This is a genomic window from Bradyrhizobium sp. PMVTL-01 (genome assembly GCF_051861855.1).
In the GTDB taxonomy this organism is placed as follows: Bacteria; Pseudomonadota; Alphaproteobacteria; order Rhizobiales; family Xanthobacteraceae; genus Bradyrhizobium.
In genome coordinates, this window is the sequence record NZ_CP193982.1 from 2,473,704 (window position 1) to 2,488,854 (window position 15,151).

Here is a 15,151-nt window from a genome sequence, read left to right on the forward strand (position 1 = left end):
GGAGGATGTATGCGCATCTGCGGAATTAAGTTGACACATGACGGAGCAATCGCTGTCGTCGAGGACGGTCGGCTTCTTTTTTGCGTCGAGCAGGAGAAGCGCGGCAACAGTCCACGGTATCAGTCCGTCGATAATCTCGATGCAGTCGTGCTCGCTTTGGCGGAGCATGGCCTGGATCCGCGGGACATCGATCAGTTCGTGATTGATGGCTGGGACGGGGAGAATGAATCGCAATTCCAGCTCCTAAGCGGAGAGTTGCCGGTCGTGCTAAAAGGCGCGCCATATGTCGAGCGTCATGCTGAGGGCCTCCTTGATTCCGTCGACGGCTTTGGGCTCATCCTCGGAGGTGAGGAGTTTCCATATAAGAGCTACCCGCATGTCACGGGCCACGTCGCGTCAGCATATAGCACCAGTCCCTTCGCTAGCGCGGGAAAACCCGCGTTCTGTCTGGTATGGGACGGCTGTATCTTTCCACGCCTCTACTATGTCGAACCCCAGGGGGCGCGGCTCATTGCATCCTTGTTTCCGATGATTGGCCATGCCTATGCTGCCGCGGGCCTTCACTTCGGGCCATACCGGCAGCCGAACCGCTCCAGTTGGGACTTGGGCATTGCTGGCAAGCTGATGGCCTACATCGCGCTTGGCTCCGTGGACGAAAGCATCGTGGAAGTGTTCCAGGAGCTTTATGAAACGCGGTTAGCGGCTGAGACGGAGCAGGCCCGTCGCTACCGCGAAAACATCAACAATGCGGAATCGTCCCTTGCAGCCATTCACGACTTCTTCGAGGCGAGCGCGTTGCGCCTGACGGCCAAGCGCGCGGAGGACGTCCTTGCGTCGTTTCATGTGTTCTTGGAACGTCTTCTTGTTAAGGAAATCGCGATGGTTCTGCTACGATACTCGCAGCTTCCGGGAGCCCGAAATCTCTGCATCGCAGGAGGTTGCGGTCTCAATATCAAATGGAACAGCGCGCTTCGCGCGACGGGATTGTTCGATGATGTCTGGGTGCCGCCGTTTCCGAACGACAGCGGCTCGGCAATCGGGGCGGCGTGCGGCGCTATGGCAGCGCAGGATGGTTTCGGGCCGTTGGAATGGTCAGTTTACAGTGGTCCGGGCTTGCAGGAGAGCGAGGTTCCGCCCGACTGGGAGGCGGCACCCTGCAGTCTGCGTGAACTTGCGTCGATTCTTGCCGACAACAAGCCCGTCATCTTTCTCTCCGGGTGTGCCGAGCTTGGGCCGCGGGCGCTGGGGGGTAGAAGCATTCTTGCAGCCCCAACGTACCTGGCAATGAAGGATCATCTCAACGACATCAAACGTCGCGAGCGCTTCCGGCCGGTGGCGCCGATCTGTCTGGAAGATCGGGCGCCGGAGATCTTCAGCCCAGGTACGCCAGATCCTTACATGCTGTTCGATCACCAGACCCGGGCGAATTGGCGCGACAGAATCCCCGCGGTGGTCCATCTTGACGGCTCGGCGCGGCTGCAGACAATTTCCCGCAACTCTCCTCACAAAGTTGCTGCGCTTCTCGTCGAATTTGAGCAACTCACGGGCATTCCGCTTCTCTGCAACACGAGCGCAAACCTCCACGGACGGGGCTTTTTCCCAGACGCTGCGGCGGCCTGCCAATGGGGGCTTGTCGAGCATGTCTGGTGCGAGGGCATCCTCTGGAGCAAAACGGTCGTCAAGACACCGTCGTCCACGGAACGACTTCTGTCAGCCTAAGATGAACATGTCCACTGTGGCAATCGACTTTTCCGGCGTGAAAAAGTCATTTGGCGACAAGCTCATCGTCAACGACTTGTCGTTCTCGGTTGCGCGCGGAGAGTGCTTCGGACTGCTGGGGCCCAATGGAGCTGGCAAAAGCACGATTGCACGCATGCTCCTCGGCATGATTTCGCCCGACGTTGGGGAGATTACAGTCCTCGATGAGCCTGTGCCTTCCCGCGCTCGTGCGGCGCGTGTGCGCGTCGGCGTGGTGCCGCAGTTCGATAATCTCGAAAACGAGTTCACGGTATTAGAGAATTTGCTTGTGTTTGGCCGCTATTTCGGCATGAGCGCTCGCAAGATCGAGGCGGTTGCGCCCTCGCTGCTCGAGTTTGCGCGCCTTGAGGCCAAAGCGGACGTGCGCGTCTCCAAGTTGTCCGGTGGCATGAAGCGACGGCTGACGCTGGCGCGTGCCCTGATTAATGATCCGCATTTACTCGTGATGGACGAGCCGACGACTGGTCTGGATCCGCATGCACGTCACCTGATTTGGGAGCGCCTACGGGTTCTGCTTGCACGTGGCAAGACGATCCTCTTGACCACCCACTTCATGGAAGAAGCCGAACGCCTGTGCGATCGGCTATGCGTGCTTGAGAGTGGATGTAAAATCGCCGAAGGCAAGCCAGACGCATTGATCGACGAACATATTGGCTGCAACGTGCTCGAAATCTATGGCGGTGATCTACATCAACTCCAAGAGCTGATCAGGCCTTATGCGCGGCACATCGAAGTCAGTGGTGAGACGCTTTTCTGCTACGCGCAATATCCGGAGCAAGTCCGCGTGCATCTGCGCGGGCGAGTGGACCTTCGCGTTCTGCAGCGCCCCCCGAACCTCGAAGACGTTTTCTTGCGGTTGACCGGGCGCGAGATGGAGAAATGAGCAATGAATGAGAGCTATGCGTCGGCGATGCCGGCTAACGCGTACAACTGGATCGCGGTATGGCGACGAAACTTCCTGGCATGGAGGAAAGTCGCGCTTGCATCGATTCTCGGCAATCTCGCAGACCCCATAACCAATCTGTTTGGTCTTGGCTTTGGCTTGGGACTCATCGTGGGACAGGTTGAGGGAACTTCGTACATTGCCTTTTTGGCAGGGGGTATGGTCGCGATCAGCGCGATGACATCCGCGACCTTTGAAACCCTGTATGCCGCCTTCGCTCGCATGGACACCAAGCGCACATGGGAGGCAATCCTTTCTACTCAGCTCACGCTTGGCGATATCGTCCTGGGTGAACTGGTGTGGGCGGCCAGTAAGTCCGTTCTGGCCGGGACAGCGATCGGAATCGTCGCCGCCACGATGGGCTATACGTCATGGCCATCCATTCTGTATGCGATGCCAACTATCGCCCTTACTGGCCTCGTATTCGCGAGCCTTGCGATGGTCGTCATATCTCTCGCACCAAGTTACGACTACTTCGTGTTCTACCAGACACTTGTCCTCACTCCCATGGTGTTCTTGTGTGGCGTGATCTTTCCGACGAGCCAACTGCCCGGTTCATTTCAGCACGCTGCCGCCATGCTGCCGCTCGCACATTCGGTCGACCTTATTCGCCCAGCGATGCTTGAGCGCGGCGCCGACAGTGCTGCTCTGCACGTAGGTGCGCTCTGCGTATACGCGGTCTTGCCCTTTCTCGCGTCGACAGCACTTTTTCACCGCCGGCTTCTGCGTTGACGTGACATGAGCGAAACGGAGAAAGTCGAATCGATGCAGTGGCATGGTAGGTGCCGCGATAGCTCGCGAGTGACCTGGTCTGTGACAGCTTCTGCAATGACCTTAAGAAGCCAAGATCGACCGAGGTCTACGGCCGCCTGTTCGGCCGATCGGTGTCGGACGTCAGCACCCTTATTTATGAGCTCCTGTCGCTCGGCGCCGAGACGGACCTTACAAAGTCGTGTTGTGCTGTCTGGCTCTCGCACCTGCGGAGCGTGACAGTACAGATTAGATCGGTGGGACGGTGCAGTTGGCCTTCCCGCCATGGCCAGTTGGAGAACGCAATGTTGTGCCTGGGACTGAGTGGCGGCCTTGACAGAGTCTATGAAAGCTCTCCGGAGCTGCCGAATACATTTCTTCACGATGGCGCTGCGGTTCTTGTGCAGGATGGCCGCGTAATTGCTGCTGTCGAAGAGGAGCGCCTCAACCGCATCAAGCACTCCAACAAGTTCCCGAGCAATTCGATCCGGTACTGCCTTTCTACCGCAGGAGTCGAGCTCGGCGACATCGACCGTATCGCGTTCTACGCGACTGAAGCCTACTGCAAAACCATGCTCGAGCGCCTTTCTGTTTCTCAGCCCGTTCCGTTGGACGCCAAACTGTTGCTGCGGCAGCTGCTGGCACGGGAGTTCGGGGCCGAGATCGATCCGTCCCGGCTTTCCTTCGTGAATCACCATGAAGCACATGCCGTGAGCGCGTTTGCCATGTCCGGCTTCGAGCAAAGTCTCGTCTTTACGATCGACGGAGGTGGAGATTTTCTCTCAGGCTTATTGGCGGTAGGGTCCGGCACCGAAATTACGCAACTTGTAAGTTTCCCAGAACATAACTCCTTGGGGTTGCTCTATCTTGAGACGATCCGATATCTCGGCTACGGCATGTTCGACGAATACAAAGTGATGGGGCTTGCACCTTATGGTGATCCCAATCGCTATCGCGAACTTTTCGCGCAGTTCTACGAGCTGTTGGACGGCGGTGGCTATCGCGTTCACCTGGACCGAATCGGACCTGGCTTGGTCCGCAACATCCAGGTTCGGCGAAAGGGAATGCCATTCACCCAACAGCATCGAGATGTCAGCGCGTCGCTGCAGGAAGCGCTGGAGCGGATCGTCCTTCACACCATGCGGCACCATCGTGAAGTGACAGGCATGAAACGCTTGTGCCTAGCTGGCGGGGTGGCCCATAACTGCACGCTCAACGGTAAGCTGCTATATTCCGGACTATTTGACGAGATCTTTGTTCAACCCGCGGCGCACGACGCTGGTTGCGCACTCGGCGCTGCATTAATGGTATCAAACGAGCTAGGTAGGCCAGCGCCGCGCAAGCGGCTGCAGGACGTTTATTGGGGGCCCGATCTGGGGAACGAGCAAGCCGTAGAGCTTGAGCTCAACGCATGGTCAAGCCATCTCGACATTCAACGCAGTGATGACATAGCATCCAGTGCGGCAGACTTGATGGCAAATGGCGCTGTAATCGGATGGGTTCAGGGCCGCTCTGAATTCGGCCCACGTGCGCTTGGTAACCGCAGCATTCTTGCCGACCCGCGTCCTGCGGAAAACAAGGACCGCATCAACGGGATGGTCAAGAAGCGGGAGGGTTATCGCCCCTTTGCGCCATCTGTACTGGAGGAGGATGCGAGCGAGTTCTTTGAGCTCCCGGACGGCACGCGCCAGCTCCCCTTCATGAACTTCGTGGTTCGTGTGCGTGAAGCCAAGCGTAACGTGCTCGGTGCGATCACGCACGTTGATGGGACCGCTCGGCTGCAGACCGTATCGCGCAAGACAAACCCGGCCTACTGGGATCTAATTAATGCATTCAAGAAGCGAACGGGCATTCCGGTTCTTCTAAATACCTCATTTAACAACAATGCCGAACCGATCGTGCAGTCCGTGTCAGACGCGATCACCACGTTCTTGACGACTGACCTGGACGGACTTGTTGTTGGGCCGTTCCTCGTGAGGAAGCGACCAACATCACTGGAGGATTGGAGTGCGCTAGGGGTTTCATTGCCCCCGTATGCATCCCTTCATCGTGTTCGCTCCCACACAGCGCCAGATCGTCAGGACACGGTTTGCGAGATCCGCACGGGACATTCTGCCCACTACAGTATGCGTATCTCACCTGAGCTTTTCGAGATGTTGATGCGAATCGAGAGCCATGCGTCGCTCGGGTGGCTTTTCGAACCAGCCATGCTGGACCAGGCCAAGCGTGAAGATCTTGTGAAGGAATTGCGGCTCGTATGGGAACGGCGGTGCATTCGCCTGCATCCGCCGCGCGCGGCTTGCGGTCATAATGAAGCGCAAAGCGGAACATAGCCGTAAGTCATGAGCATGGCGTATGCCTATGCGTGCATGTGAGGGCACCAGGCCGTCCGATGCACAGCAGGCCATTGGGCATCTGGACTTCGGTCTGGTCGATGCAACACCGCTGAAGAAAGCACGGAAAGTATTGAGAGAACGCGGCCCAGCACGGATAACCCCGCTATGAAGTTCTACCGACGCAGCTCGCCCGTACTACGATCGCAGGCCCTGACGTCGGGCGAGAAGATGCCCGAGATGTCTGTGTTGACATCTCGTGTCCAACCAGGAGCGCACAAAAAGGCAAGGCAGATGGGTAGCGATTTGGGGAATGATCGGTTCGTAGTGTCCCGGCGACGTACGGGGTTCGGCGACTGTCTGTGGTCACTGGCGGCAGCCTGGCGTTTTGCAAAGCAGACAGGACGGACGCTAGCCATTGATTGGCGGGGATCTTGTTATCTTGATGAACCATTCGCCAATGCCTTTCCAGTTTTCTTCGAAGCGGTTGATGACATTGCAGGTGTGCAGGTAATTTGCGATGACGACATCAATCAACGTTCGTTTCCGGGACCATTCTTTCCGGCATGGTGGAATAAGCCATCTATCGATTGCGTCTATCGCCCGGACGAGCAGATTTTCCGGGAACGCGACCAACTCGATCAACTGTTCCAAAGTCAGAGAGATAGCGACGCTAACACGGTTGTCTGTGATGCCTGCCTGATGTGGCGCTGCGATCAGGAGGCGGAACGAGAAATCTTCCAGAGTATCAAGCCGCGACCTGAAATTCAGGCTCGGATTGATGCTGTCTACCGCGAGCACTTTGAGCCGTACAGCGTCATCGGCATTCATGTCCGGCATGGCAACGGCGAAGATATTATGGGGCATGCTCCTTACTGGGCGGACGCGGAGCGCGCCTTGCAGCAGGTCTGTAATGCCATTGATAAGGCCAGGGGTTTGCGCCACGCAAAACCTGTGAGGGCGTTCCTGTGCACGGACAGCGCGTTCGTCCTTGAGCAGGTTTCGGCTAAATTCCCTGATGTATTCGTGATCCCAAAGCAGTTCCAGGCGCCTCAAGCCGGCCCATTACACAATCCTGCCCTCGGAGCCGAAGGTGGCTTTTCTGCTCTCACCGAGATGTATCTCCTGGCCCGCTGCGACACCGTGATCCGTTTTCCCCCGACGAGCGCCTTCACGCGCTATGCGCGTCTTTTTGCCCCACGCGTTATAGAATTCGATTTGAACGATCCGGGCCGCTTGATCCTCATAGAGGAAGACTCGCAAGAGCTCATGGCTTCATGAAAGTCGCAGACCGCTTGATCGATCTGTCAGCCGCTCTGTACTCCAAGAGTACTGGAAGATCTTTCCATGCCACGATTTCTGTCCGTGTTGCAGTCTCCACAAACTTTCAGCCGGCGAACAGAAGGAAGCGGCGGTCGGACGCGCGACTTCGACAAGAACGGCCTAAAGTGCTGCTGTAGCGTGGAGGAGCACGTCGTCTTCGTTTCGGGGGCCACAAATGGAAGCTAATCGGCACTCAATCACGGATAAACATTTCAGTACGCCAGCTCGTGCTTGCCCCGCGGGCGAATCTAACGTGCGAGCCCGGTACGTCAGTTTTTTGAGTTAGCGCGGCTAATACCGGTGGCCGTTATCCCGAGCGATCTTCTTCGACGAGAGGTGCCGGCCAGCCGCAGGCTCGTACGGCTGCGCGATCAAGAAGGCCAACGCGTCTGGTCGCCCTTTCAAGAAGCGGGCGAGTGTGCTCGCAAACTTACGTAGCGAATTCACCATCGCTGTCGGAAAGCTCACCGCCGCTGTCTTGAATCCCCCAAGCATTCGGCGTGCGCGACATTAGGACGCGAAGCAGAAGTGGATTTACGTGCATCGCAGTGGCGCAAATCCTGCTACGGGTGCGCGTGCGCAACAGTAGAGGAGGCGGCCGTGGGTCTCGATCTGCCGAATGACAAACTGATCAGAGGCCTTCTGCCCGAAGCACATTTGGATCGCCTCGTTGAGGCCGATAAAGCGCACGTTGATCCTGGAGAACCGAAGACGATGTTGCTCACCGGGGCATCGCGCGGAATTGGCCATGCCACCGCCAAGCTATTCTCGGAAGCGGGCTGGCGCATCATTTCTTGCGCGCGCCAACCGTTCGACGGTGAGCGATGTCCCTGGGAGGTTGGGAACGACGATCACTTCCAGATCGACCTCGGCGATCATCGAATGCTGCCGGGGGCGATCACCGAGGTCAAGAAACGCTTGGCCGGTGCACCCTTGCACGCGCTGGTGAATAATGCCGGTGTCTCGCCGAAAACGCCAACTGGCGATCGGCTGACATCGTTGACCACGTCAACCGATACCTGGATGAGGGTCTTTCACCTTAATCTGGTGGCTCCGATCCTGCTGGCGCAGGGTTTGTTTGATGAGCTAAAGGCCGCGTCAGGATCGATCGTGAATGTAACGTCAATTGCGGGCTCTCGGGTGCACCCATTCGCCGGTAGCGCCTATGCGACCTCGAAAGCTGCGCTTGCGAGCCTCACACGCGAACTGGCCCACGACTACGCGCCGCATGGCATTCGCGTAAATGCGATCGCGCCCGGCGAAATCAAAACCGACATGCTATCGCCGGAGACGGAAGCCCGTCTCGTGCCAAGTATCCCGCTGCGCAGAGTGGGGACCCCGGACGAAGTGGCCAAGGTCATCTTCTTCCTCTGCTCGGATGCGGCGAGTTATGTCACGGGTGCTGAGGTGCCGATCAATGGTGGGCAGCACCTGTGAATAGGTCGGCGCGGCGGCGAAGCTGACTTGAACTGCAGCAACCGCACTCGTGTTCTCCGCAGACGGCGCGCATGCAATCAACAAAAAATGTATCGAAGCCACACTGCAAGTTTACTGTCGTGCCATGAAAAAGTGTCACGGTTCGATGTCATGTCGTCAACACTTGGCGCTAGATCGAGAGTGACATGCAAAACGAAGCTCGCCAATCCGGACATTGCTCCAGGGAGGATGACCAAGACAACGGAGACAGGCTCATGCTGCATATTCCTTCCTCGAGCGAAAGACCTGCCTCGCAACCGGAGCCGGAGCGTAAGCCCCCGGAGGAGCCGTCGCATGAGAACGCGCTGACCGGTATCTTCGAAATATCGAACATACTCAATGCTCCTGGTCGGCTCGAAGTCACCGTGGCCAACGTCCTTGCTGTTCTGCAATCGTTTGTGCCGATGCGACACGGCATCGTCTCACTGTTCAGGGATGACGGCATGCCAGAAATTACAGTCGGCGCCGGCTGGAGCGAAGGCACTGGCGAAGGTTACCGGAGTTGCCTGCCGCAGAAAGCAATCGACGAGATTGTAACGACAGGCAGGCCACTTGTCGTCGAGAACGTAGCCGCTGAGCCGGCCTTCAGCGCTGCCGACCGGGAGGTTCTCGGCGCCTCCGAGAGTATGCCGTTAGCATTCATCGGGGTTCCGATTCGTATTGATCAGGGGGTCGTTGGCACGCTGACGATCGACCGTATCCCGGAAGATAGTTCAAGTCTCCGGCTCGAGTACGATAGGCGGCTGCTCACCATGGTCGCCAACCTGGTGGGACAAGCAGTAAAGTTACATCGCTTGTTTGCCGGCGATCGCGAGCCATTGTTAGTGGACAAAGACCGGCTAGAGAAGCAGATAGTTGACGGCGGGCCGCCCGCTCGCGAACGCAAGAAGCTTCACGCCCACGGAATCATTGGCGACAGCCCGGCGCTGAGCGGGCTGCTCGAGAAGATTGCGGTTGTAGCCAGATCGAACAGCACGGTTCTGCTGCGCGGCGAATCGGGCACCGGCAAGGAGCTCGTAGCCAAGGCCATTCACGAGTCCTCGGCCCGTGCTAAGCGGCCGTTCGTTAAGCTGAATTGCGCGGCGCTCCCGGAGACGGTTCTGGAATCGGAATTGTTTGGCCATGAGAAAGGTGCCTTTACCGGTGCTGTCAGCTCCCGCAAGGGGCGCTTCGAACTTGCTGACAAAGGGACGCTATTTCTTGACGAGATCGGCGAGATCTCAGCTCCGTTCCAGGCGAAGTTGCTGCGAGTTCTGCAAGAGCAGGAGTTCGAGCGCGTCGGCAGCAATCACACGATTAAAGTCGATGTTCGAGTTATAGCTGCGACCAACAGGAACCTTGAAGAGGCCGTGGCAAGGAGCGAGTTCCGCGCGGACCTCTATTATCGTATTAGCGTAGTGCCCTTGTTGTTGCCGCCGCTGCGCGAAAGACGCAGTGATATCCCGCTGCTCGCCAGAGAGTTCCTCAGAAAGTTCAACAGCGAGAACGGCCGTACGCTCACCCTGGAGGCGAGTGCGATCGAAGTACTGATGAGCTGTGGCTTTCCGGGAAATGTCCGCGAACTCGAAAACTGCATCGAGCGAACAGCGACGCTGTGTGCCGGATCATCGATTGTGAGAAGTGACTTTGCATGCAGCCAAGACCAGTGCCTTTCCACGATGCTGTGGAAAGACACATCGTACGGCAAAACAGACCAGGCGGCACCGATGCAACCGATGCCTGCAAGACCCATCATTCCGCTAGCTGAAACGACCCCGCCGCCGCAGTCTGGCTGCGAACTGGCCTCATTGGCACCTCCCGGCACGGTTCTCGTTGGCGGTGCGAGGATGGCCGATCGCGAGCGGGTCATTGCGGCCATGGAAAAATGTGGCTGGGTGCAGGCCAAGGCAGCGCGCCTACTTGGACTAACCCCGCGCCAAATCGGCTACGCGCTGAGGAAATACGGGATCGAGATAAAGCGGTTCTGAACGGCCACATCGGGCGGAACTGATACGGCCAAATCGATAGGTGAAGACGATCCGGTCCATGCAATAAGGGTATAGGTCCATCCGCGGCGACGACCTGGCTGCGAGCGCGGCGACCGCGAGGAGGCCTGATCTGTTCGGTAAGAGACGGAGCGTGCGCCATGAGATCCTCACCTGCGGGTCATAGAATCGCGAACCGCCGGTTGCTCGTCACGTAAAGAGCTATCATCCCGGTGCTCAATCAAGCCGGATTAGCGAACGAAATGCTTATTGGCGCTCGATCGGTGTGATGCGCGCAGGTGATTAGCGGCAGTCATCCCGCGAGCAGTCCTGCCGTCACTTGCCTGGTGTGCGCTCAGGAACAGCGCTGTCCGAGCCCTGACTTGTGTCGGCATTCGTTCGTCAGGAAGAGCAGCCTAGAGAGGCGCATTACCCGGTTTGAGCCTTTGTGACCGCAAGCCGAGTCCAAAACGGCGGGGATGGTACAACACTTGCTGCTCTCTTCGCAGCTGACGCAACTTTAGGAGCAACCCCGTGCATAATGTTGTCTGCATCAAACAAGTTCCGGACTCGGCGCAGATCCGCGTGCACCCCGTAACCAATACAATCATGCGTCAGGGAGTGCCGACCATCATCAACCCATATGACCTCTTCGCGCTCGAGGCCGCGCTGGAGCTGCGCGATCGGTTCGGCGGCGAAATTACCGTGCTTACCATGGGACCGCCATCGGCCGAGGAGTCCTTGAGAAAGGCACTGACCTATGGTGCTGATCGCGCCGTCCTACTCACCGATCGCTGCTTTGCGGGATCCGATACGCTTGCCACAACGTATGCACTTGCAACAGCGATCCGGAAAATTGGTAAGGAATATGGCCGGACAAACCTCATCTTCACGGGAAAGCAGACCATCGACGGCGATACTGCGCAGGTTGGTCCCGGCATCGCAAAGCGCCTGGGCGTAGGCCAGCTAACTTACGTTGCGAAGGTCAGATCCCTGGACGTCGCCAATCAAACAATAGAAGCTGAGCGACGCTCGGAAGGTGGTGTGCAGGTTCTGCACACCAGATTGCCCTGCCTCATCACCATGCTTGAGGCGACGAATCAGATTCGTCGCGGCGCGATGGCGGATGCCTTACGTGCCGCGCGTGCCCAAATCTTGAAATGGAGCGCGCAAGATGCCGGTATCGAAGACATCTCAAAATGCGGGCTCAAGGGCTCGCCAACTGTCGTCAAGCGTGTGTTCGCTCCCTCTGCGCGGGCCGAGAAGGCGGCGTTGGTCGAGTGCGCCGAGCAACCGGCGCAGGCGTTGATAGACGCAATTTTCTCGCATCAACCGAAGCTCGAAACCGATCTTGCGGCACTTGCTCGTGACGCTCGATCTGGAGATTCCAGGCAATCTTAGCAATTACGCTCCAAGGAATGTACCAATGCCGCGCCGGTGTCGATGAGCGTGCAACATGTAGCTAGGAATCTCGGCCAGCTGCTAATAATGTCTGCCATGGTGTCCGTCGATCTCGCTATCAACTGGGGCCGCAGAACTGGGGCCGCATGGTCGATGCCCGGAATCGCACGGGATTGTCGGGATAAAGCCAACCGTGCCTGCGCATATTCCAGATCCTCCGTTCGGTCGTGTTCGATGGAAGGTCACTGCTTCCCCCCTTAACGGTCGCGAGCGAAGACGGAATACGTCGGCGACCCTCGTCACCATACTAACGCTGCCCTCTGCGCGCCAAAAGCGCTGTCGCTGGCTTTAGGGCGCAAAGCCAATCCATGCGGCGCCCTTGAGGCAATCTCCACGATTCAGCAGCCCCGTACGCATGTGAACGGCTGCTGGCCATTCGCTGTTTGAGTTTCTAACGGCAGTGCGCAGCCTCTCAAGGGCTATGCACTTGCAATGAGGAGAGGTCACGAGCGTAGTAACCTCTTCGGCCTCTTACGAAGCGAATTCAAGAGTTGGCATGATGATTGCTGTGAGCCAGTAAGAACTAGGAGGTGGTGATCGCGAACCTGACCCACCAGGCACCGGAGGCCCTATGAGCTCGGTAGGTACGAATTGGATTTTGGAATGCTGTACCAAGCTGACAGCGCTTCGATGAAGTGGCAGCAGCAACCGCGAGGGCTTGGCTCATTGGCCCCGGATCGCGAAAGCTGCAAGCTCGCCGAGCGACCAGGCGCGCCACTCGCGCACGCGATATTAGCATGGCGTGCGCGGCGAAGTATCCACGATGAGCCTCCACGCGCATGCTGGCCGTGGCTGGCTTTGCGGCATCGGATTGCTGGTGACCGGAAATCAACGGATCCTCGCCGCTCCATCAGTGAACGCATTCCCTTCGATGTGCATGAGCAGGACAGAGTATGCCGCCATCCCCGCCAAGGAAACTACGAAAGTTCGCCAGAAAGGTGATCGCAGTCATAGGCCCTTCGAAGCCAATGAACTCAGGGCGTTTAATAGCTGGCCTGGATACGGAGTTGCTTCGTCCACGATCGGTTCGCTTCTCATCTGCAAGGGTCAAATGACATCTCGAGCGTCTCAATTTGCACCTGATCAACCTCCGAAGATATCCTGCGAGTACTTGACCGAGCAAGCGCAAGCCTTATTCGGTCCGCATCCGTTCGCCTCGCCGATGTCCGAAGATCAGCTCGCCAGCCTGCTGCCTGAATACCTGGCGATGTCACAGGCGTTCCCGTACCTGCAGGCAGGGTCCCAAAGGGATCTCATATTCGATGCAATGGATCAAAATCGGGATCTTGCGAGGGACATTGAACTGACAAGCGTGGTCGCCAATTTTATCTGCTGGGATGAGACCGGTGGCCATGCTCGGATTCTGCAGGGCGGCAAGGCGGCGCTACCCGATATTCTTGTGACGGAATACTTTCACTCCAACCTCTTGAGAAAGGATGCCTCGCAACTACTCGGCAGAGCAATACTGCCCAACTATAGCGACAGGACGAGGCAGTACCTGCATTCTCTCTATGCCGGATTGTCATCGAAAGACGCCTTGGTTCGTTGCGCCTACATGGTTGCTTTTGAACTCCATGCTGCGGATATGATCCAGTCGCTGTGGACCACTTTGGTAAAGACCTTCAAAGCGCGGCCGGACGATCTCGAGTATTTTCGCGTTCATGTCGGCGGAGAGGATCCTGCGGAGAAGTACCACGGAGAGATGACAGGCCGGCTGATTGGTAAACTCGTGCCGCCCGGGAGTAGTGATCGCTTTTTGGATGAATTCGATCGAGCCTATGAGCTTAGCGTCCGTTGGTGCCGCGATCTGCTCGGGATGGCCGTGTGCACGGGAGATGATCACTCAGAGATCCAACATCATGGACGTTGTCATTGTGGCTCTATCAAGTTCCACGTCAGTGCGCCCCGAGAGCTGCCCGCAGTTCGATGCAATTGCTCAATTTGTCAAATGTCTGGATTCGTTCACTTGCTCGTAACTGGCGATAAGCTACGCATCGAGTGCGGTGAAGAATTCCTCACTACGTACCAGTTCAACAAGAACATTGCTCGGCACACGTTTTGCCGGCTTTGCGGCGTAAAGCCATTCTATAGGCCGAGGTCGAATCCCTCCGGGTTCAGCGTAAATGTTCGATGTCTGGATAGAAGGGCGATTGAGCTCATAAGAATAACTGAGTTCGATGGCGAGCATTGGGAGCAGGCATTCGCGTCATTGCACCAGGACCCGGAGTCATGCTTCGAAAATCAAAGGAGTGAGCTCGAATGGCGCGCGTAATGAATGATAAATCCCGTCTGCTTACAGAAGAAGTGCTGACAAAGTACCGCGTAGAGCTGTTAGTGAAAGGGACGGTCGTGATCGCCCCGCAGATATTATTCACCCAAGACGACTTGGCCAAGATCGATCAGCTGCAGGCTGATATCCCGGAAGAAGAAGTGCGGGAGGGAGATGCCGGCGACTTGCACAGGGTCTTTGTCAAGCGCGTGAGGGTAGACCCGCCGGGCCGCGCGCCTAGCAACGTGAGCGGGACAGCTGCACGGCAGATCATGGAGCTACTCGAAAGTAAAGACCGCAGCTTCGCGCTAAGCAAGATATTCGGAGCATCCTCAGATTACGTGGTTCGCCGATGCCAAATGCATCGTATGCCGCCGGGGTCTTTTGTCGGCATCCATTTGGACGCGGAGAGCGATCCGGATTTCGAGTACTCGGTGATTGTGCAGCTAACGAGAGACTTCAACGGCGGCGAATTCGTGGTATATCCAACGGGGTACGAACAGCACGTATTCCGACCGCCATTTGGCGCCGTGATTGTCACAACATGTAAGGTGCGGCATGAGGTAAGGCCGGTGTTGAGCGGGGAACGCCGATCCCTCGTGTACTTCTGTTCGAAACGCGGCGGCGCGAACCGTCGGGTCATCGAAGGTCCTACCGCTCGGCTTTAGGGTGGCGCCTGATATGGTTCTCTGAGAATCGGGCGGCGAGCGGCTCTCCGGAGAATTAGATTGCTTTCCCATCTTGTGGTCAGACTGACCTTCGTAAGGTCTGAGACAATTCTTGTCGGAAGCGATGGCTAACATTGATCTCTGTACGGCCACGACGCATCATCCGACCAAAGCTTACTCGGTGATTGTGGCCATCTTCGTCGCTG

At 57.4% G+C, this 15,151-nt stretch carries 10 protein-coding genes; all 10 read left to right on the forward strand.

The window, feature by feature from the left end:
- The first annotated feature begins 9 nt into the window (after positions 1 to 9).
- The 10 genes from nodU (at position 10) to ACRQ5Q_RS11220 (ending at position 14,945) form a co-directional block, all read left to right on the forward strand.
- The gene (gene nodU / locus ACRQ5Q_RS11175) at positions 10 to 1,719 is read left to right on the forward strand and encodes a nodulation protein NodU (protein WP_439397730.1); all 1,710 of its coding nucleotides are present in this window, start codon (positions 10 to 12) and stop codon (positions 1,717 to 1,719) included.
- A gap of 1 nt (position 1,720) precedes the next feature.
- Positions 1,721 to 2,641 carry a nodulation factor ABC transporter ATP-binding protein NodI gene (nodI, locus tag ACRQ5Q_RS11180; RefSeq protein WP_439397731.1) on the forward strand — a complete coding sequence of 307 codons (921 nt, stop codon included), beginning with the start codon at positions 1,721 to 1,723 and terminating at the stop codon, positions 2,639 to 2,641.
- A gap of 3 nt (positions 2,642 to 2,644) precedes the next feature.
- Complete coding sequence (locus ACRQ5Q_RS11185; protein ID WP_439397732.1) at positions 2,645 to 3,433, forward strand: ABC transporter permease; 789 nt, start codon at positions 2,645 to 2,647, stop codon at positions 3,431 to 3,433.
- Between the two features lie 323 nt (positions 3,434 to 3,756).
- Positions 3,757 to 5,784, forward strand: a complete 2,028-nt coding sequence (locus ACRQ5Q_RS11190; protein ID WP_439397734.1) for a carbamoyltransferase family protein — start codon at positions 3,757 to 3,759, stop codon at positions 5,782 to 5,784.
- Positions 5,785 to 5,952: 168 nt separating this feature from the next.
- The gene (locus ACRQ5Q_RS11195) at positions 5,953 to 7,065 is read left to right on the forward strand and encodes a nodulation protein NodZ (RefSeq protein ID WP_439397736.1); all 1,113 of its coding nucleotides are present in this window, start codon (positions 5,953 to 5,955) and stop codon (positions 7,063 to 7,065) included.
- A gap of 642 nt (positions 7,066 to 7,707) precedes the next feature.
- Positions 7,708 to 8,544 (forward strand): SDR family NAD(P)-dependent oxidoreductase, encoded by an 837-nt coding sequence (locus tag ACRQ5Q_RS11200; RefSeq protein WP_439397738.1) that lies wholly within the window; start codon positions 7,708 to 7,710, stop codon positions 8,542 to 8,544.
- 254 nt (positions 8,545 to 8,798) lie between these two features.
- Positions 8,799 to 10,550 (forward strand): nif-specific transcriptional activator NifA, encoded by a 1,752-nt coding sequence (gene nifA, locus ACRQ5Q_RS11205; protein WP_439397739.1) that lies wholly within the window; start codon positions 8,799 to 8,801, stop codon positions 10,548 to 10,550.
- A gap of 531 nt (positions 10,551 to 11,081) precedes the next feature.
- Positions 11,082 to 11,948 (forward strand): electron transfer flavoprotein subunit beta/FixA family protein, encoded by an 867-nt coding sequence (locus ACRQ5Q_RS11210; RefSeq protein ID WP_439397741.1) that lies wholly within the window; start codon positions 11,082 to 11,084, stop codon positions 11,946 to 11,948.
- A gap of 823 nt (positions 11,949 to 12,771) precedes the next feature.
- On the forward strand, positions 12,772 to 14,280 hold the full coding sequence (locus tag ACRQ5Q_RS11215) for a GFA family protein (RefSeq protein WP_439397742.1): 1,509 nt from the start codon (positions 12,772 to 12,774) through the stop codon (positions 14,278 to 14,280).
- A complete protein-coding gene (locus ACRQ5Q_RS11220; RefSeq protein WP_439397744.1) occupies positions 14,280 to 14,945 on the forward strand; it encodes a 2OG-Fe(II) oxygenase in 666 nt (221 codons plus the stop codon). The genes ACRQ5Q_RS11215 and ACRQ5Q_RS11220 overlap by 1 nt, the downstream gene beginning before the upstream one ends.
- Positions 14,946 to 15,151 lie beyond the last annotated feature (206 nt).

What these genes read in the sequence shown, in the direction of transcription:
- nodU (WP_439397730.1), top strand. Translation starts at nt 10, where the DNA reads ATGCGCATCTGCGGAATTAAGTTGACACATGACGGAGCAATCGCTGTC.
- nodI (WP_439397731.1), top strand. Translation starts at nt 1,721, where the DNA reads ATGAACATGTCCACTGTGGCAATCGACTTTTCCGGCGTGAAAAAGTCA.
- ACRQ5Q_RS11185 (WP_439397732.1), top strand. Translation starts at nt 2,645, where the DNA reads ATGAATGAGAGCTATGCGTCGGCGATGCCGGCTAACGCGTACAACTGG.
- ACRQ5Q_RS11190 (WP_439397734.1), top strand. Translation starts at nt 3,757, where the DNA reads ATGTTGTGCCTGGGACTGAGTGGCGGCCTTGACAGAGTCTATGAAAGC.
- ACRQ5Q_RS11195 (WP_439397736.1), top strand. Translation starts at nt 5,953, where the DNA reads ATGAAGTTCTACCGACGCAGCTCGCCCGTACTACGATCGCAGGCCCTG.
- nifA (WP_439397739.1), top strand. Translation starts at nt 8,799, where the DNA reads ATGCTGCATATTCCTTCCTCGAGCGAAAGACCTGCCTCGCAACCGGAG.
- ACRQ5Q_RS11215 (WP_439397742.1), top strand. Translation starts at nt 12,772, where the DNA reads ATGAGCCTCCACGCGCATGCTGGCCGTGGCTGGCTTTGCGGCATCGGA.
- ACRQ5Q_RS11220 (WP_439397744.1), top strand. Translation starts at nt 14,280, where the DNA reads ATGAATGATAAATCCCGTCTGCTTACAGAAGAAGTGCTGACAAAGTAC.